The organism is Burkholderia sp. Bp9140 (assembly GCF_003853425.1).
In the GTDB taxonomy this organism is placed as follows: Bacteria; Pseudomonadota; Gammaproteobacteria; order Burkholderiales; family Burkholderiaceae; genus Burkholderia.
In genome coordinates this window covers 37132-53514 of sequence record NZ_QTPQ01000018.1, presented here as the reverse complement: position 1 = coordinate 53514, position 16383 = coordinate 37132, and the positions used below count along the sequence as shown (strand labels likewise).

The 16383-nt window shown below is 68.4% G+C and carries 20 protein-coding genes; 10 read left to right on the top strand and 10 right to left on the bottom strand.

The window, feature by feature from the left end; translation table 11 throughout:
* The first annotated feature begins 79 nt into the window (after nt 1-79).
* Complete coding sequence (locus DIE21_RS16655; RefSeq protein WP_124498725.1) at nt 80-2074, top strand: glycosyl hydrolase family 28 protein; 1995 nt, start codon at nt 80-82, stop codon at nt 2072-2074.
* Between the two features lie 74 nt (nt 2075-2148).
* On the opposite strand, the gene DIE21_RS16650 is transcribed toward DIE21_RS16655, so the two are convergent.
* Both DIE21_RS16650 and DIE21_RS16645 read right to left on the bottom strand, forming a co-directional pair.
* Nucleotides 2149-2655 carry a GNAT family N-acetyltransferase gene (locus tag DIE21_RS16650; protein ID WP_124498724.1) on the bottom strand — a complete coding sequence of 169 codons (507 nt, stop codon included), beginning with the start codon at nt 2653-2655 and terminating at the stop codon, nt 2149-2151.
* 455 nt (nt 2656-3110) lie between these two features.
* The gene (locus DIE21_RS16645; protein WP_124498723.1) at nt 3111-3722 is read right to left on the bottom strand and encodes a glycine zipper 2TM domain-containing protein; all 612 of its coding nucleotides are present in this window, start codon (nt 3720-3722) and stop codon (nt 3111-3113) included.
* 473 nt (nt 3723-4195) lie between these two features.
* Between DIE21_RS16645 and DIE21_RS16635 the strand changes: the two genes are divergently transcribed.
* Nucleotides 4196-5395, top strand: a complete 1200-nt coding sequence (locus DIE21_RS16635) for an amidohydrolase family protein (RefSeq protein WP_124498721.1) — start codon at nt 4196-4198, stop codon at nt 5393-5395.
* A gap of 68 nt (nt 5396-5463) precedes the next feature.
* On the top strand, nt 5464-6648 hold the full coding sequence (locus DIE21_RS16630) for an amidohydrolase family protein (RefSeq protein ID WP_124498720.1): 1185 nt from the start codon (nt 5464-5466) through the stop codon (nt 6646-6648).
* A gap of 28 nt (nt 6649-6676) precedes the next feature.
* On the opposite strand, the gene DIE21_RS16625 is transcribed toward DIE21_RS16630, so the two are convergent.
* The gene (locus DIE21_RS16625) at nt 6677-7543 is read right to left on the bottom strand and encodes a LysR family transcriptional regulator (RefSeq protein WP_124498719.1); all 867 of its coding nucleotides are present in this window, start codon (nt 7541-7543) and stop codon (nt 6677-6679) included.
* Between the two features lie 137 nt (nt 7544-7680).
* Between DIE21_RS16625 and DIE21_RS16620 the strand changes: the two genes are divergently transcribed.
* Entirely contained in the window at nt 7681-8091 is a 411-nt protein-coding gene (locus DIE21_RS16620) for an ankyrin repeat domain-containing protein (RefSeq protein ID WP_124498718.1), read from the top strand.
* Nucleotides 8092-8093: 2 nt separating this feature from the next.
* On the opposite strand, the gene DIE21_RS37815 is transcribed toward DIE21_RS16620, so the two are convergent.
* The 4 genes from DIE21_RS37815 to DIE21_RS16610 are packed head-to-tail and all read right to left on the bottom strand — an operon-like array spanning nt 8094 to nt 9268.
* The gene (locus tag DIE21_RS37815; protein ID WP_260432507.1) at nt 8094-8225 is read right to left on the bottom strand and encodes a hypothetical protein; all 132 of its coding nucleotides are present in this window, start codon (nt 8223-8225) and stop codon (nt 8094-8096) included.
* Complete coding sequence (locus tag DIE21_RS37810) at nt 8162-8386, bottom strand: hypothetical protein (protein WP_260432506.1); 225 nt, start codon at nt 8384-8386, stop codon at nt 8162-8164. Before DIE21_RS37810 ends, DIE21_RS37815 begins: the two co-directional genes overlap by 64 nt.
* Complete coding sequence (locus DIE21_RS37805) at nt 8352-8792, bottom strand: nucleotidyl transferase AbiEii/AbiGii toxin family protein (protein ID WP_260426731.1); 441 nt, start codon at nt 8790-8792, stop codon at nt 8352-8354. Before DIE21_RS37805 ends, DIE21_RS37810 begins: the two co-directional genes overlap by 35 nt.
* On the bottom strand, nt 8789-9268 hold the full coding sequence (locus DIE21_RS16610; protein ID WP_124498717.1) for a helix-turn-helix domain-containing protein: 480 nt from the start codon (nt 9266-9268) through the stop codon (nt 8789-8791). The genes DIE21_RS37805 and DIE21_RS16610 overlap by 4 nt, the downstream gene beginning before the upstream one ends.
* Nucleotides 9269-9406: 138 nt before the next feature.
* Here DIE21_RS16610 and DIE21_RS16605 point away from each other — a divergent pair, with 138 nt between their 5' ends.
* The 3 genes from DIE21_RS16605 (at nt 9407) to DIE21_RS16595 (ending at nt 11445) form a co-directional block, all read left to right on the top strand.
* Nucleotides 9407-9628 carry a hypothetical protein gene (locus DIE21_RS16605; RefSeq protein WP_124498716.1) on the top strand — a complete coding sequence of 74 codons (222 nt, stop codon included), beginning with the start codon at nt 9407-9409 and terminating at the stop codon, nt 9626-9628.
* A gap of 128 nt (nt 9629-9756) precedes the next feature.
* Nucleotides 9757-10557, top strand: coding sequence for an ABC transporter substrate-binding protein (locus DIE21_RS16600; protein ID WP_124498715.1), 801 nt, complete (start codon nt 9757-9759; stop codon nt 10555-10557).
* A 39-nt stretch (nt 10558-10596) separates the two neighbouring features.
* Nucleotides 10597-11445 (top strand): phytanoyl-CoA dioxygenase family protein, encoded by an 849-nt coding sequence (locus tag DIE21_RS16595; RefSeq protein WP_124498714.1) that lies wholly within the window; start codon nt 10597-10599, stop codon nt 11443-11445.
* 100 nt (nt 11446-11545) lie between these two features.
* On the opposite strand, the gene hutC is transcribed toward DIE21_RS16595, so the two are convergent.
* Nucleotides 11546-12283 (bottom strand): histidine utilization repressor, encoded by a 738-nt coding sequence (gene hutC / locus DIE21_RS16590; protein ID WP_124498713.1) that lies wholly within the window; start codon nt 12281-12283, stop codon nt 11546-11548.
* Nucleotides 12284-12314: 31 nt separating this feature from the next.
* Entirely contained in the window at nt 12315-12857 is a 543-nt protein-coding gene (locus DIE21_RS16585) for a helix-turn-helix domain-containing protein (protein ID WP_124498712.1), read from the bottom strand.
* Between the two features lie 134 nt (nt 12858-12991).
* Between DIE21_RS16585 and DIE21_RS16580 the strand changes: the two genes are divergently transcribed.
* From DIE21_RS16580 to DIE21_RS16570, 3 genes are read left to right on the top strand one after another with little or no spacing between them, the layout of a single operon-like run.
* Complete coding sequence (locus DIE21_RS16580; RefSeq protein ID WP_124498711.1) at nt 12992-13774, top strand: aldolase; 783 nt, start codon at nt 12992-12994, stop codon at nt 13772-13774.
* Nucleotides 13775-13824: 50 nt separating this feature from the next.
* Nucleotides 13825-14721, top strand: a complete 897-nt coding sequence (locus tag DIE21_RS16575) for a dihydrodipicolinate synthase family protein (RefSeq protein ID WP_124498710.1) — start codon at nt 13825-13827, stop codon at nt 14719-14721.
* A complete protein-coding gene (locus DIE21_RS16570) occupies nt 14718-15422 on the top strand; it encodes an MOSC domain-containing protein (RefSeq protein WP_124498709.1) in 705 nt (234 codons plus the stop codon). The genes DIE21_RS16575 and DIE21_RS16570 overlap by 4 nt, the downstream gene beginning before the upstream one ends.
* Nucleotides 15423-15439: 17 nt before the next feature.
* Here the strand turns inward: DIE21_RS16570 and DIE21_RS16565 are convergent, their stop codons facing one another.
* Nucleotides 15440-16204 (bottom strand): SDR family oxidoreductase, encoded by a 765-nt coding sequence (locus DIE21_RS16565; RefSeq protein ID WP_124498708.1) that lies wholly within the window; start codon nt 16202-16204, stop codon nt 15440-15442.
* Nucleotides 16205-16383 lie beyond the last annotated feature (179 nt).

The window sequence follows — 16383 nt, the reverse complement described above, 5'->3', positions numbered from 1 at the left end:
TGCGCGATGTAGTACGACGACGTATGAATAGCGATCCGCCGTCCGGCGCATCGATCCCCCAACCACTGAAGGAGTGCCCATGGCCGCAAACCGTCGCCGTTCGTCTTCGTCTGTCCGATCACCCGCGCCGCAGCGGGTATCGCGTCGCGACTTCATCGGCTGGACCGGCGCGCTCGCGGGCGGCGCCATGCTCGGCGGGCCGCTCGCGGCCACCCGCGCGTTCGCGGCCGGCACGCCGCCCCATGCGGCGGTCGACCTGATCTGGGGCGAGCATGGCGCGGCGGCGCGCATCGCGGCATCGCTCGCGCATGTGTCGCGCCTCGCGTTCCGCAGGCGCGACTTCGACGTCACGCACTACGGCGCCCGCGCATGCGCGACCGTCGCGCAGACATCGCCGTACCCGGCGGCGAAATCGCCGGTCAGCCCCGGTTCCGAACTGACGACCGCGCCCGGTGCGTTCGACTCGCGCCCGGCGTTTCTCGCGGCGATCGACGCGTGCGTGCGCGAAGGCGGCGGCCGCGTGGTCGTGCCGCCCGGCAACTGGTATTGCGCGGGGCCGGTCGTGCTGCAGAGCAACGTGAATTTCCACCTGAGCGCGAACTGCACGATCTATTTCAGCCCGAACCCGGCCGACTATGCGAAGGACGGCCCGGTCGACTGCGGCGCGAACGGCCGCCTGTACTACAGCCGCTGGCAGGCGAACGACTGCCTGAACTACGGCGCGCCCGTCTACGCGCGCAACGCGACGAACATCGCGCTGACCGGCGAAGGGCCGACGTCGGTGCTGAACGGCCAGGCGATGACGCCGTTCTCCGGCTCCGGGAGCAGCAGCGTGTGCTGGTGGACCTACAAGGGGTCATCGGGTGCATACGGTGCCGGCGCGACGGTGCCGGCCCAGAACTACGCGAATCCGAACAACGTCGACCTGCGGATCGTCGCGCCCGCGATCCCCGACGCGCTCCATGCGCTGCTCACGTCGCCCGTCACGCCGTGGCAGCAGGACCAGAACTACCTGCCCGCGCTGTCCGAGGCCGGCGTGCCGGTCGAGAAGCGCATCTTCGGCCTCGGCCACTACCTGCGGCCGTGCATGGTCGAATTCATCGGCTGCACCAACGTGCTGATGGAGCACTACCAGACGCAGAACACGCCGTTCTGGCAGCACCATCCGACCGCCAGCCGCAACGTCGTGATCCGCGGCGTGACGACGAACAGCATCGGCCCGAACAACGACGGCTTCGACCCGGATGCGTGCACCGACGTGCTGTGCGAAGGCTGCACGTTCAACACCGGCGACGACTGCATCGCGATCAAGTCGGGCAAGGACCGCGACACCGAATACGGCCCGGCAAAGCGGCACCTGATCCGCAACTGCACGATGAACAGCGGGCACGGCGGCATCACGCTCGGCAGCGAGATGGGCGGCGGCGTCGAGCAGATCTACGCGACCAACCTGTCGATGCTGAACGCGAACTGGCAGACCAACCCGCTGAACATCGCGATTCGCGTGAAGACCAACATGAACCGCGGCGGCTACGTGAAGGACTTCCACGTGAAGGGTGTCACGCTGCCGAACGGCGTGAACCTGAAGGGCGGCGGCTACGGCAGCGCGCTGCTCGCAGGCAGCCCGATCAACGCGAGCGTGCCGCTTGGCGTTGTCACGCCCGCGGCCGGCAACCCGTCGGCCGCGCAGGGCGGCATCGTCACGTTCGACTGCGATTACCAGCCCGCGAACGACGCGGTGCGCACGCGGCCGCCGGTCGTGCGGAACGTGACGATCTCGGACGTGAAGGCGAGCAACGTGACGCTGAACGGCGTGACCGCGTCGTGCTTCCAGGCGATCGTCGCGCAGGGGCCGGTCGCGTTCGACTACAACGGCACGCCGCCGACGCCCGCCGTGCAGCCGATTTCCGGCGTGACGATCAGCAACTGCGACTTCGGCACGCCGGTCGCGTCGGGCACGCCGACCGTCACGTCGCCGGGGCCGATCTATGCGTTCAACGTGAACGCGATGACGCTGACGAACGTGACGATCGCCGGGCAGGCGGTCAATACGACGGTCACCGACCAGCGGTGATGCGGCTGGCGTGACGGCAGGGCGTTCGCGTGCGGTCGGTCGACGCACGCGAACGCGAACCGGCTGCGAACGCGCTACGTCAGCGTCTTGACCATGTGGTGTTCGTCGTAGAAGCGGCCGTCGACGAACAGTGAACGCGGTTCGGTGCCGAACCGGACGAACCCCTGCGATGCGTACAGCCGTTCCGCGGTGCCGTTGATTTCGTTCACGCACAGCACCAGTTGCCTGCACTGCCACGCTTGCGCCGCATGCGCGGTCGCACGGTCGAGCAGCGACTGCGCGATGCCGCGCCCGCGATACGCAGGGTCGACGAACACGCCCCAGATCGTCGCCTTGTGCGCAACCTTCGCCCGCGCGTCGCGGCGCACGCCGGCGATGCCGACGAGCGTGTGGCCGTCGAACGCGCCGAACACGGCCTGCACGCCGGTCGGCGTGATGCGCGTCGCGAATTCGTCGACCGGGACGCCGGCCTCTTCGTCGCGGGTCGGCAGGAACGAGGTCGGCGACGTGTCGACCGCGCGCAGGCGCACGGACTGGAACTGCGCCGCGTCGGCGGCGTCGAGCAGGCGGATCGTGATCATCGGGGTGCGATTGTCGTTGGTGCGCCGGGATATCGGAATCTGCGGCGCGCTGCGCGGCAGGGCATCGACAATGCTAAGCGGAAACGCACGCATTTGCTGGCTCGATCGCCACGCTGCATCGGCATCCGTGAAGCACGGCACCGATGTGCGAATGGTGCAGGCGATGGCGTGCGTGCAATCGACACGCGTGCGCGGTGCGTCGGTGATCGCGCGATCGGCGTCTGACGTGTGCAGTCGGAGACGAACCGGGCGCGGAGGTGCCGGCCGTCGCGTTCGATGCGAACGCGGGCGTGGACGGCGTGCGGAGGAGGGCGGTGACGCGCGATGCGCGACAAGCGTGCCGCGCTGACTGCAAGATGGAGATGAAGCGGCGCGCGTGCGCCGTGGCGCGGAAGCGGCCTGCAGCGTCGACCGGGCGCGATGCGCCCGATCAGGTCACGCGCACGCGATCCGGATCAATAACGCGACAGTTGATTGCCGTTGATCTGCACGCGATCGCCCGGGCGCAGGTCGCCCGGCGACTGCACGTCGAACGAGCGCGTCGAGCCGTCGCTGACCTGCACGTCGATCCGGTAGCTGCTCGGCGGTTGGGCCGCGCCCATCTGCTGGCCGATCTGGTTGCCGGCGACGGCACCGCCCAGCGCGCCGATCACGGTGGCCGCATCGCGGCCGTGGCCGCGGCCGAACTGGTTGCCCACCAGGCCGCCGACCAGCGCACCGACGACGGTGCCGGCGACGCCCGACGCGCCGACCGAGCCACTGACCGGCCGGATGTTCGCGACGGTGCCGTATTGCGTGCCGTAGCCGTTGCCGTACTGGCCGCCGTAAGGCTGCGGGTTGCCGTATTGGTCGTACTGCGGCGCCTGGTTCGGATACGCCGGTTGCTGCTGCACGTAGCCCGGTTGCGAATACGCGGGCTGTGCATAGCCGGGCGTCGCGTATTGCTGCTGCGGATAGCCCGGTTGCGCGCCGTAGTAGCCGGGCGCGACACAGGCGGTCAGCGGAAGCGCCGCCACGGCGACGAGCGTGGCGAACAGGACGGTCTTCGTGGAAGGCATGCGCATCATGATGTTTCCCTGCATCGGCAACGTGTCCGCCTACGGATTCCGGGACGGGTGGCGAACTCGGCGTGAGTATAAGGAATGGCCGGATGCGCGTCCGGTGCGGCCGGGTAACAACGTGTAAAGTCTGTTGCCGCGTAACTCGCCGCCCGGGCGGGGCGCCGAAGCCGGCGCCGGCGACGGCGCGACGCGGCCTCGGGGCGCCCGCAATCCGCTGAAGCGGCCGCTGCGCGGCCAGTGGCATTTTCGCGGTTCCGCCGTGATCCAGCCCCATCGCCGCGCCAGGCCGGGCGGCCCTGCGCACCACACATCGCGAAATCGAATGCGCGGCATCGCGACATTTAATTGGCCTCGGGCGGTGGCGTCCGATATCGTGGCCGGATTCCCAGCCTGCCCTGCCAACGGTCGCGCCGCGCCGGCCAAGGTTCGTTCCCCTGTCCGCGCCGGGGTCGCGCAGCGACCGCCCCACATTCCGAGTCATGACCGATCGTCTCTTCATCAACGCCGTCGATGCCGGCGGCCAGCCCATCAACCTCGTCGTCCGCGACGGCCGTTTCATCGCGATCGGCGCCGATCGCACCGCCGAGCCCGGCGCGGAAACGATCGATCTCGACGGCCGCGTCGTGCTGCCCGGCTTCGTCGACGGCCATATCCATCTCGACAAGAGCTTCGTCGGCGACCGGTGGGTGCCGCACGAACCGGTCGGCTCGCTGCGCGAGCGGCTCGCGGTCGAGAAGCGCCAGCTCGCGGCCGCGCCGCCGATCGTCGAGCGCGCGAATGCGCTGATCGCGCAGGCCGCCGCGTTCGGCACGATCGCGATGCGCAGCCACGTCGACGTCGACGCGACGACGGGCCTGTCGAACCTGCAGGCCGTGATGGCCGCGCGCGAACAGTGGCGCGGGATCGTCGACATCGAACTGGTCGCGTTCCCGCAGGCCGGCGTGGTGACGTGCCCGGGCACCGCCGCGATCCTCGATGCCGCCGTGCGCGAAGGCGCGGACGTGGTCGGCGGGATCGACCCGACGACGCTCGACGGCGACGCGGACGGCCAGCTCGACATCGTGTTCGGCATCGCCGAGACGCGCGGTGCGAAGATCGACATCCACCTGCACGAACCGGGCGAGACCGGCATCGCGCAACTGCTGCGGATCGCGGCGCGCACGCGCGCGGCGGGTCTCGGCGGCCGCGTGAACGTGAGCCATGCGTATGCGCTCGGCCAGGTCGGCCATGGCGACGTCGAGCGCGCGGCCGCGGCGCTCGCCGACGCCGGCGTGTCGATCCTGACGAATGCACCGGGCGACTGCGCGTTCCCGCCGGTGCAGCAACTGCGCGACGCGGGCGTGCACGTGTTCGCCGGCAACGACAACATTCGCGATGCGTGGTGGCCGTACGGCAACGGCGACATGCTGCAGCGCGCGATGATGGTCGGCTACCGCTCGGGCTTTCATACCGACGCAGCGCTCGGCATCGCGCTCGACATGGCGACGCACGCCGGCGCGCGCGTGATCGGCAAGGACAACTATGGAATCGCGGTGGGTTGCGACGCGACCTTCGTCGCGGTACGCGCGCCGAATGCGGCGGCCGCCGTCGCGGGCGTGCCGGCCGAACGCTGGGTGTTCCGCCGCGGCGAAAGCGATACCGGCGCGCCGTTCGCGCCGGCGCTGCGCTTCACGCGATAACGACCTGATTGCCGTCACGGTGCGTGCATCGCGACGGACCTGCACTGACCGACCAAACCGGAACCGACATGACGAACCTGCTGATCCGCAACGTCCGCACGCACGCCGACGAAGCGCTCGACATCCTGATCGAAGACGAGCGCATCGCGCGCGTCGGCCCGTCGCTCGACGCGCCCCCCGGCTGCGCGATCGAGGACGGCGCGTGCGCGCTGGCACTGCCCGGCCTCGTCGAAGGTCACACGCACCTCGACAAGACCCACTGGGGGATGCCGTGGTATCGCAACGCGGTGGGGCCGCGCCTCGTCGACCGCATCGAGAACGAGCGCCACTACCGCGCGACGAGCGGCCACGATGCGGGTGCCGCGTCGCTCGCGCTGTCGCGCGCGTTCCTCGCGGCCGGCACGACGCGCATCCGCACGCACGTCGACGTCGACACCGAGGCCGGGCTGCGGCATCTGCACGGCGTGCTCGCGACGCGCGAGACGCTGCGCGGCCAGGTGGACATCCAGATCGTCGCGTTTCCGCAGTCGGGCGTGCTCAAGCGGCCCGGCACCGCCGCGCTGCTGTCCGACGCGCTGCGCGCGGGCGCCGACCTGCTCGGCGGCCTTGACCCGTGCGCGATCGAAGGCGATCCGGTTGAGGCGGTGGACGTGCTGTTCGGCGTCGCCGAGCGCCACGGCCGCGGGCTCGACCTGCACCTGCACGAGCGCGGGTCGATGGGCGCGTACTCGCTCGACCTGATCCTGCAGCGCACGGCCGCGCTCGGCATGCAGGGCAAGGTCACGATCAGCCACGGCTTCTGCCTCGGCGACATCGCCGACCGTGAGCGCGACGCGCTGCTCGCGCGGATGGCCGAACTCGGCGTCGCGATCGTCACGACCGCGCCGGCCGCGGTGCCGGTGCCGTCGGTCGCCGCCTGCCGCGCGGCCGGCGTGACCGTCATCGGCGGCAACGACGGCGTGCGCGATACGTGGACGCCGTACGGTTCGCCCGACATGCTGGAGCGCGCGATGCTGATCGGCATGCGCAACGATTTCCGCCGCGACGACGCGCTCGAAGTCGCGCTCGACTGCGTGACGCACGGCGCGGCGCGCGGTTGCGGCTTCGCCGACTACGGTCTGGAGGCGGGCAAGCGTGCGGACGTCGTGCTCGTCGATGCACTGACGTTCGCCGAGGCCGTCGTCGCGCGGCCGACGCGGCGGCTTGTCGTGTCGTCGGGGAAGATCGTCGCGCGCAACGGCGCGCTGGTCTGAGCTGAGCGCCGCATCGCGCCGGCTGCGCTCATTCCCGCTCGTGCTCGAGCAGCGCCGCGAGCGCTTTCGTCAGCTCGCTGACCATCGGATCGGCCGTCGGCCGATGCAGGATCGCGATGTCCATGTTCTCGATCGGCGCGAAGCCGCCGTGCTCCTCGGTCAGCACCACGTGGTCGTCGGTCACCACGCGCGCGGGCAGCACGCTGATGCCGAGCCCGTCCGCGACGGCCGCCTGGATACCGCTCAGGCTCGACGTCGTGAAGCTGATCCGCCAGCGGCGGCCGCGCTCCTCGATCGCCTTGATCATGTCGTCGCGATAGAGCCCGCGCGGCGGAAACACGACGATCGGCACCGGGTCGAGCTCGATCGTCGGATGCTGCGCGCTGTCGATCCAGCGCAGCTTCTCCGGCCAGCGCACCACCGCTTCGCGGCTGTCGCGCCGCTGCTTGATCAGCACGAGATCGAGCTCGCCGCGATCGTAGGCCGCGCAGATGTCGCGGCTCAGCCCGCACATCACTTCGAGCTTCACCTGCGGGTGATCGCGCTTGAACGCGGCGAGCGCATGGGTCGTGCGGCCCGCCGCGAAATCGTCGGGCACGCCGAGCCGGATCGTCAGCGCGACGGTTGCGCCCGACAGCGCTTCCAGCATCTCGTCGTTCAGCGCGATCATGCGCCGCGCGTAGCTGAGCACCGTCACGCCGGCGTCGGTCGGCCGCACGTCGCGCGTGCCGCGGTCGAGCAGGCGATGCCCGGCGATCTCCTCCAGCCGCCGCACCTTCTGGCTGACCGTCGACTGCGTCGAATGCAGGCGCGCGGACGCGGTCGTGAAGCTGCCGCAGTCGGCGACCATCACGAGCGCGCGCAACAGGTCGAGGTCGAACAAAGGTCTATTCATTTCTGCACTTTTATGGATTCGAGCATTTCATTTCCAAATGCGTGCGACGACTTTTAACATGGCCGGAGGCCGCGGGCAATCGCGGTTTCGCCGGACCCGGCGCGGCTGCGCGGGCGCACATGCAAGGAGGGCACCGGATGAGGTTCAAATGGATGGCGATCGTCGGCTCGTTTGCGTTGACGACGCTTGCCACGGCCGTCGCGGCCGCCGACGGCGGCGCGCTCGAAGGGCGGCTGCGCAGCACGAACCGGTACCGCGGCACCGCGCTGATTCCGGCGGCCGAGCGCGGCCACGTCGACACGGTGCGCACGCCGATCCATGCGGGTGTGGACGTCGATCACGTGAACCAGCTCGGCTGGAGCGCGCTGCTGGAGGCGATCATGCTCGGCGACGGCAGCGGGCGCTATGTGCGGATCGTGCAGTTGCTGGTCGATGCGACGGCGAACGTGAACCTGGCCGATTCGAACGGCGAGACGCCCCTGCAGCATGCGCGCAGCCGCGGGTATGCGCCGATCGAGCGGATTCTGGTGGCGGCGGGAGGGCGGTAGGGTTAGCGGCGGCGCGAGGTGTGCGCGGGGCTGGCAGCGGGAAGCTGCCGGAGGAACTCGCCGGCCAGATTCACGCAGTAGTCGAACGACGGCGTATAGCCGAGCGTCCGGATATCGTCGAAGCGCGACTGCACGAACGCACGAACGCACGCCGCTCGTTGAGCAGACTCAGGAAGGTATCGCGATGGCGAACGAGAAATGCACTTGCCTCCATCAAGCTCTCCGGTTCCCGCTCGATGACCAGACAGAGATCGAACAGGTCACGCGCAGCGGGCCGATCTCCGCGATGCCACATTTTCTTGGCCACGATTTCCGCTGAAGTCTCGACCTTGACGACGTGGGTCCATCAGCGTCCACTCGTCGTAACCGGGGGACATCAGGTTTCGGGAGACCACGAAGTCGATTTCGCCGTCGGGCAACACCAGTTTCACGAAACCGGCGTGCTCCTCGTACTCGGTCGTGAGGTCGGATGCGGCGTCGCTGATGCGCGGGTTCACGTACCCGAGATACTGCGGATCGGGTACGAAGATGTCGATGTCCTTACTGACACGATGTCCGTGACGCAGCATGAGGACGGTGCCGCCGCCGAATGTCCAGAACGGACGGGATGTGCCGTGCTTCCGTATCGCGTCGACGAGCGTCAGCGCTTGACGGAAAAGGCCCTGCCACGGGCCGTCGGGCAAATCGGCTGGTGCAATCATGCCCATACCTCCCGGTATAGATGAAGATTCTTCGACCATGCGGCAAGGTTTTTCCAGATAGCGCGAAGCGGCGTGCCGGAGCGTTCGGCAGCTTCTTCGGCGGCCTTCACCACCACCGGCAACGGTACCTCGTCGAGGATGACGGAGATCTGCGATTCGTATCCTGCCGGAATCTGTCCCGTGGTCAACGCGTCGGCCAGCAGTCGCTCGGTCAATTCGCCCTTGTAGCTGACGTTTGAGCTCACAACGGCTTTGTATAGACCACTTTGGGCCTGTCGCGGTTGCGCCAGGAGTTCGATGCCGAGCACGCTGAGCAAAGGGATCAGCTTGTTGATTCCAAGATCCCTGATCTTGCCGGTTTCAAGCTGGTTTACCGTGAGGCGAGACAAACCGGCGAGTTTTGCAAGCTGGGCCTGTGTGAGGTCGAGTTCGGCCCTCCGTTTTGCAACGGCCTGTCCGATTTCATAGAGTTGCATGTTGACCTCCCGGGGCAGGATCATCGCGCATGAATGTAAAGTATATCTTACATCCCCGCGATGCTCATCGCCAGCCATGGTCGTCGATGCGGTATAGGCTGCATGAGCTGTGCAGGCGGAAAGGTATCGGGAGAGGCTATGGTCGGCCGCGTTGTATCGATATCCTCTTCCGGAGGATATCCGCAAAAACGCATTCTGTGGCAGCCAAGCATCATGCCGGGTAAACGCTCGAAATTTCAGGAGAATTCTGCGCTGACGGCGATTGTCGGGCCGTCGATCCAGCTTTTTTCCCAGATTTCACCCTCCCGCTCCCGCTACTTCGTTTCGCCGCCATTTCCCCCGCTTGCGCTCGAGAATTGAGTGGTCTAGACTGCATCGCAGTTTCAGCGCAGTCCAGTCTTTCGCGTACCGTGCCGGGCCTGCCGGCACGACGCTCCCCAACGGACGCCCGGCGCTTGCCCGCCACGTCGAGACCACCAGGACACACCATGAACCGCACTGCAAAGCTCGTCGCATCCGCGCTGGCGTTCGCGCCGCTCGTCTCGTTCGCGCAGGACACGGCGACGATCCGCTGGGGCATCGATCCCACCTATCCGCCGTTCGAGGCGAAGCAGCCCGACGGCTCGCTCGCCGGCTTTGACATCGACCTGCGCAATGCGATCTGCGAGCAGCTGCGCGCGAAGTGCGCATGGGTCGAGCAGGGCTTCGACGGAATGATTCCGGCACTGCGCGCGCGCAAGTTCGACGTGATCATGTCCGCGATGACGGCCACCGACGAGCGGCTCAAGCAGATCGACTTCTCGAACAAGCTGTATGCGTCGCCGGGCGCGCTCGTCGCGCCGGCCGGCTCGACGCTGCTGCCGACGGCCGCGTCACTCGCCGGCAAGCGGGTCGGGATCGACCAGGGCACCACGCAAGAGGCGTACGCGAAGGCCGAATGGGCGACCAAGGGCGTGACGATCGTGTCGTACCAGAACCAGGACCAGGTGTATCAGGACCTGGTGAACGGCCGTCTCGACGCGACCTTCCAGGACAAGACGCAGGCCGGCTACGCGTTCCTGAAGACGCCGCGCGGCAAGGGCTACGCATTCGCGGGCCCCGATGTGACCGACGTGCGCATCACCGGCTACGGCGTCGCGATGGGCGTGCGCAAGGGCGATGCCGACATGAAGAAGCGGCTGAACGACGCGATCGCCGCGATCCGCGCGAACGGCACGTACCGGAAGATCGCCGCGAAATACTTCGACTTCGACATCTACGGCGCCAAGCAACTGACGTCCGCACCGTGACCCGATGATCCCGTGACGCATTCAATCGACAGGCAAGCCATGACGAGTATCCAGGACCGCGTCGCGAAAGCCGTGACGCCCGAACTGATCGCCGCCTTCCGCGACGAAGGCGCGGTGTGCATCAAGGGCATCTTCTCGCCCGACGAAGTGGCCGCGCTGCGTGCCGGCATCGACGCGAACCTCGCGCAGCCGAGCGAGCGCGCGAAGGTCGCGAGCCGGCCCGACGATCCGGGCTGGTTCTTCGAGGACTTCTGCAACTGGCGGCACAACGGCGCATACCGCGACTTCATCGTGCGAACGCCCGCGCCATCGGTGGCCGCCGCGCTGATGGGCACGCGCACGGTGCGGCTGCATCACGACCACCTGCTCGTGAAGGAGCCCGGCACGCGGCAGCGCACGCCGTGGCACCAGGACCAGCCGTACTACAACATCGAAGGCGACGACAACGTCAGCATGTGGATTCCGGTCGATCCGGTGCCGCTCGAATCGACGCTGGAATTCGTCGCGGGGTCGCACCTCGGGCCGTGGCTGATGCCGCGCACGTTCATGGACAAGGAGGCGAAGTGGTTTCCGGAAGGCAGCCTCGCCGACCTGCCCGACATCGAGGCCGACCGTTCCGCGTTCCCGATCCGCCACTGGGCGCTCGAGCCGGGCGACATGGTGTGCTTCCGGATGCTGACGCTGCACGCGTCGGGCGGCACGCGGAACCGCCGGCGCGCGTTCTCGATCCGCTTCGTCGGCGACGACATCCGGCACGCGCCGCGCCGCTGGAAGACGTCGCCCGATTTCCCGGGGCTGGCCGACGAACTGCCGGACGGCGCGCCGCTCGAGCATGCGCTGTTTCCGGTCGTGTGGTCGCGCGACGCGGGGCAGGTCGCGGCGATCTGAGCGGCGCAGAACGACGACAACACACAGGACCACGCGCGCGGCGGCCGTTTCGCGATGAAGCGGCCGCCGCGCGTGGTCGTGTTCAGGTGTCGAAGCGGGTTCAGGTCGGGTGACGCCCGGCGCCGGGCTTGAAGCGCGAGCCGAGCCGGTAGCGGTTGCCCGGATGCAGGAAGTGCACGAACGTGACGGGCAGCCCGTTCGTCCAGGTGCGGCGCGTGAGCGTGAGGCACGGCTCGTCGGCGCGCATGTCGAGCAGCCGCGCCTGTTCGCCGGTCGGCAGCGACGCATCGACGACGTGCTCGATCTCCAGTTCGTCGTGCGACACGTTGTTGAACAGGTACTCGGACGGCGGCTCGGCCTGGAAGTCCTGATCGATGAATTCGGGTGCGGCGGCCGGGTTCACGTAGCGATCCTCGAGCTGGATCGGGCGGCCGTTTTCCTCGTGCACGCACACCACGTGAAAGACCGGCGTGTTGACCGCCAGCCCGAACGCGGCCGCGACGTCGAACGACGCGGGCTCGCGCGACTGGCTGAGCACGCGGCAGCGATATTCGTGCCCGCGCGCGCGGATCTCGTCGCGGATATGCGCGATCATCAGCAGGTTCGACTGCGGCTTCACTTCGGCGACGAAGGTGCCGACGCCCGCGACGCGCTTCAGCACGCCTTCCTCGGTCAGCTCGCGCAGCGCGCGGTTGACCGTCATGCGCGCGACGCCGAATTGCGCGGCGAGATCGAGTTCGGACGGAATGCGGTCCCCGGGGCGCCAGTCGCCCGCATCGACATGCTGGCGCACGAGCGCCTTGATCTGCTGGAACGGCGCGGTGGCCTTTGTGACCATCGAAGGATCCTTGCGCGAAGAGGTGACGAGGCTAGTCGTCGTGACTGACGATGACCAGGATCTCCGCCTGCGCGGCGCCGAGGCTGCGCGTGCGGTGCGGGATAAGTGCGTTGAAATAGACTGAATCGCCGGTCTTGAGTTGCACGGTCTCGTTCGGAAATTCGATTTCGATGCGCCCCTTGTGCACGAACAGGAATTCCTCGCCTTCATGCTCGCGGAACGTCGATGCGACGAATTCGTGCGGCGGGCGCACGACGAACGGCAGCATCTTCTTCGGCGCGACGCCGGCCGCGATGCTCTCGAAGCGGTGCGCGTGGCTGTCGGCCGCCGCACCCATCGCCGTGCGCTCGCCGGCGCGCGTGACCGTGATCAGCTCGCGGTTGCGGCTTTCCGAGAACAGCTGCTCGACGTCGACGTTCAGCGCCTTCGACAGCTTCAGCGCGACCGCGATCGACGGCACGCTCAGGCCGCGCTCGACTTTCGACAGGTAGCTCTTGGTCAGGCCGGTCTCGTCGGCCAGCACATCGAGCGTCCAGCCCTTCTGTTTTCTGAGCAGCTTCAGGCGAATCGTCATGGGGCGCCAGGTGTCCTTCAAAAAACCGATTGTAACGCATGACACAAAGTGTCCTATGATGTATCGTGTGTCTTGTATTGCCAGGGACACGGCCGCGGACGGCGCGGCACACCCGATCCATTCAGGAGGTGAACATGGCGGAAACGCTGAATTTGACGAAGGAGGCGCTGGTCGCGCTGGCGGAGCGGCGTCTCGAGAACGAGGTGGGCGACAGCGGCTGGTCCGCGCGGCAAAAGCTCGCACTCACGTGCCGGATCCTGTTCGACGCCGGTCACGATTCGGGGCTGGCCGGGCAGATCACCTGCCGCGCGGGCGACGCCGGCACGTACTACACGCAGCGGCTCGGGCTCGGCTTCGACGAGATCTCGGCCGCGAACCTGCTGCGCGTGAACGAGGATCTCGACGTCGTCGACGGCGAAGGCATTCCGAACCCGGCCAACCGGTTCCATACGTGGATCTATCGCGAGCGCCCGGACGTGAACTGCATCATCCATACGCATCCGGCGCACGTCGCCGCGCTGTCGATGCTCGAGCAGCCGCTCGTGGTGTCGCACATGGACACCTGCCCGCTGTACGACGATTGCGCGTTCCTGAAGGACTGGCCCGGCGTGCCGGTCGGCAACGAGGAAGGCGAGATCATTTCGAAGGCGCTCGGCGGCAAGCGTGCGATCCTGCTGTCGCATCACGGCCAGCTCGTGGTCGGCAAGACGATCGAGGAAGCCTGCATGCTCGCGCTGCTGATCGAGCGGGCCGCGAAGCTGCAGCTGCTTGCGATGTCGGCAGGCGAGATCAGGCCGGTTCCGCCGGCGCTGGCGCGGGAAGCGCACGACTGGATTTCGAAGCCGAAGCGCGACACCGTGACGTTCGACTACTACGCGCGCCGCGCATTGCGCACGCATCGAGACTGCGTCGCATGAGCGGGCGCGCCGCTTCCGTCGTGTCAATCCATCATTGAGGAATCCACATCGTGTCCATTCTTTTGCAAGGCATTATCGCCTACCCGGTTACGCCGTTCTCCGCCGATGGCGGCGTCGATCTGCCGGCGCTCGATGCGCTGATCGAGCGCCTGATCGCCGACGGCGTCCACGCGATCGCTCCGCTGGGCAGTACCGGCGAGAGCGCGTACCTGTCCGACGCCGAATGGGAGTCGGTCGCCACTGCATCGATGCGCGCAGTGCGCCGGCGCGTGCCGACCGTCGTCGGCATCTCCGATCTCACGACGGCCGGTGCGGTGCGCCGCGCGCGCTTCGCCGAACGGGCCGGCGCCGATGCGGTGATGGTGCTGCCCGTGTCGTACTGGAAGCTCGGCAACGACGAGATCGTCGCGCACTACCGCGCGATCGGCGACGCCATCGGCATCCCGATCATGCTGTACAACAACCCCGCGACGAGCGGCGTCGACATGTCGCCGGACCTGATCGCGACGATCTGCAGGACCGTCGACAACGTGACGATGGTCAAGGAGAGCACCGGCGACATCGGGCGGATGCACCGGCTCGCGCAGTTGAGCGACGGGGCGATCCCGTTCTACAACGGCAGCAACCCGATGGCGCTTGCCGCGCTGGCCGCGGGCGCGGCCGGATGGTGCACGGCCGCGCCGAACCTGAATGCCGCGTTGCCGATTGCGCTGGTCGACGCGATGCGCGCGGGCGACCTGGTGCGCGCCCGGGCGGTGTTTCACGCGCAGCTGCCGCTGCTGCAGTTCATCGTCAACGGCGGCCTGCCGGTGACCGTGAAGGCCGGGTTGCGCCTGCGCGGCTTCGATGCGGGCGAGCCGAGAAGGCCGCTGCTGCCGCTCGGCGACGTGCGCATTCGCGAGCTCGAACGCCTGCTTGCGGCACTGCCGGACGGTGTCCCGGCATGAGCGCCGACGCACGGCCGGCGATCGCGGCCGCCATCGCCGCGGTGCGGGTCGGCGCGAGCCGGCCGCTGGCCGGCACGCCGCACGCGAGCGCGATCGACAAGCAGCCGGTCGACGCGCGTCTGTGGCTCGGCGCGCTCGGCTTTGCGGGCGACGAGCAGGCCGATGCGCGGTATCACGGCGGGCCCGACAAGGCGGTTCATCACTATGCGCGCGATCACTATGCGTGGTGGTCCGCGCAGATCGGGGGGCGCGACGTGCTCGCGCGGCCGGGCGCATTCGGCGAGAACCTGTCGACGCACGGCGTGACCGAGCGCGACGTGTGTCTCGGCGACGTGTTCACGCTGGGTGGTGCCGTGCTGCAGGTGTCGCAGTCGCGGCAGCCGTGCTGGAAGCTCAATGCGCGCTTCGATCATCCGCGCATGGCGGCGCTCGTGCAGCAAAGCGGCCGGACCGGCTGGTACTACCGCGTGCTGCACGAGGGCTGGGTGGCGCCGGGCGATGTGCTGGCGCTGCACGAGCGCCGGTATCCGCAATGGCCGCTGTCGACGGTGCTCGACGTGCTGTACCGGCGCACGCTCGACATGGCCGCGCTCGACGCGCTGTGCGACGTTCCGTTATTGCCGCCCGGCTGGCGCAAGATGTTCGACAAGCGCCGGACGGAGCGGCAGGTCGAAGACTGGACGAAGCGGCTCGAAGGATGACGGGCCGCGTGTGCGGCTCACTTGGCCGGCAGGTTCCGCACGTCGGCCGTCGGTTCGGCGCCGAACGCGTCGCTCAGCGCATGACCGATCAACTGCCGCGCGGCGGCCTCGGGCGTCGACAGTGCGCCGCTCGCCTTCAACTGGTCGAATTTCTCGCGCATCGGGAAGTGCTCTTCGCTGGTCGAGCGGATCGTCGCCTGCATGCCCGTATCGACGACGCCCGGCGCGACGCTGCAGATCCGCAGCGCGCGGTTCGCGTCGAGCGCGACGGCGCGTGCATGGTGGTCGAGCGCGGCCTTGGTCGCGCAATAGACGCTCCAGCCGGCGTATGCGTTGCGCGCGGCGCCGCTCGATACATGCAGGATCCGGCATTCGGTCGGGGCCGATACCGCCTGCACGAGCGCGGCCGACAACATTAGCGGCGCCGCGACGTTCAGGCCGACCGCGCGCGCGACGAGCGCCGGGTCCTGCGCGTCGAGCGGTCCGATCGGATCGACGATGCCCGCGTTGTTGAAGAGCAGCACGATCGACGCGCCGTCGACGAAGCTGCGCAGCGTGTCGCCGGCGAGCCAGGCCGCGACGGCCGACGTGTCCGACAGATCGAGTTCGATTTCGGCGAAGCGGCCGCCGGCCTGCGCGGCGAGCGACGGATGGCGGCTGCGCGACACGCCGAGCACGGCGATGCCTTCCTGCAGCAGTTGTTCGGCGATCGACGCGCCGAGGCCGCGCGCGTGTCCGGTGACGATGGCGCGCACATTCGGCGCTGAAGAGGATGCGGTCATGGCGGTGAACGAGTGAACGGATGAGCCGTGTCGACGGGTGGCGCGCATGCGCGGCGGCACGGCGTGCGGGACGGGCGATGCGCGGTGTTGGCGTTGCGGGCGAAGGCGGCCGCGCGCCGCGACGTGTTTCCGGATGAACGCGTATCGTAGCGCCGGCCTGCGCGACGCGCAAACGCGCA

Bases quoted from the DNA above. Each gene is read 5' to 3' on its own strand.
- DIE21_RS16655 (WP_124498725.1), top strand. From the start codon at position 80: ATGGCCGCAAACCGTCGCCGTTCGTCTTCGTCTGTCCGATCACCCGCG.
- DIE21_RS16650 (WP_124498724.1), bottom strand. From the start codon at position 2,655: ATGATCACGATCCGCCTGCTCGACGCCGCCGACGCGGCGCAGTTCCAG.
- DIE21_RS16645 (WP_124498723.1), bottom strand. From the start codon at position 3,722: ATGATGCGCATGCCTTCCACGAAGACCGTCCTGTTCGCCACGCTCGTC.
- DIE21_RS16635 (WP_124498721.1), top strand. From the start codon at position 4,196: ATGACCGATCGTCTCTTCATCAACGCCGTCGATGCCGGCGGCCAGCCC.
- DIE21_RS16630 (WP_124498720.1), top strand. From the start codon at position 5,464: ATGACGAACCTGCTGATCCGCAACGTCCGCACGCACGCCGACGAAGCG.
- DIE21_RS16625 (WP_124498719.1), bottom strand. From the start codon at position 7,543: ATGAATAGACCTTTGTTCGACCTCGACCTGTTGCGCGCGCTCGTGATG.
- DIE21_RS16620 (WP_124498718.1), top strand. From the start codon at position 7,681: ATGAGGTTCAAATGGATGGCGATCGTCGGCTCGTTTGCGTTGACGACG.
- DIE21_RS37810 (WP_260432506.1), bottom strand. From the start codon at position 8,386: ATGTGGCATCGCGGAGATCGGCCCGCTGCGCGTGACCTGTTCGATCTC.
- DIE21_RS37805 (WP_260426731.1), bottom strand. From the start codon at position 8,792: ATGATTGCACCAGCCGATTTGCCCGACGGCCCGTGGCAGGGCCTTTTC.
- DIE21_RS16610 (WP_124498717.1), bottom strand. From the start codon at position 9,268: ATGCAACTCTATGAAATCGGACAGGCCGTTGCAAAACGGAGGGCCGAA.
- DIE21_RS16605 (WP_124498716.1), top strand. From the start codon at position 9,407: ATGGTCGGCCGCGTTGTATCGATATCCTCTTCCGGAGGATATCCGCAA.
- DIE21_RS16600 (WP_124498715.1), top strand. From the start codon at position 9,757: ATGAACCGCACTGCAAAGCTCGTCGCATCCGCGCTGGCGTTCGCGCCG.
- DIE21_RS16595 (WP_124498714.1), top strand. From the start codon at position 10,597: ATGACGAGTATCCAGGACCGCGTCGCGAAAGCCGTGACGCCCGAACTG.
- hutC (WP_124498713.1), bottom strand. From the start codon at position 12,283: ATGGTCACAAAGGCCACCGCGCCGTTCCAGCAGATCAAGGCGCTCGTG.
- DIE21_RS16585 (WP_124498712.1), bottom strand. From the start codon at position 12,857: ATGACGATTCGCCTGAAGCTGCTCAGAAAACAGAAGGGCTGGACGCTC.
- DIE21_RS16580 (WP_124498711.1), top strand. From the start codon at position 12,992: ATGGCGGAAACGCTGAATTTGACGAAGGAGGCGCTGGTCGCGCTGGCG.
- DIE21_RS16570 (WP_124498709.1), top strand. From the start codon at position 14,718: ATGAGCGCCGACGCACGGCCGGCGATCGCGGCCGCCATCGCCGCGGTG.
- DIE21_RS16565 (WP_124498708.1), bottom strand. From the start codon at position 16,204: ATGACCGCATCCTCTTCAGCGCCGAATGTGCGCGCCATCGTCACCGGA.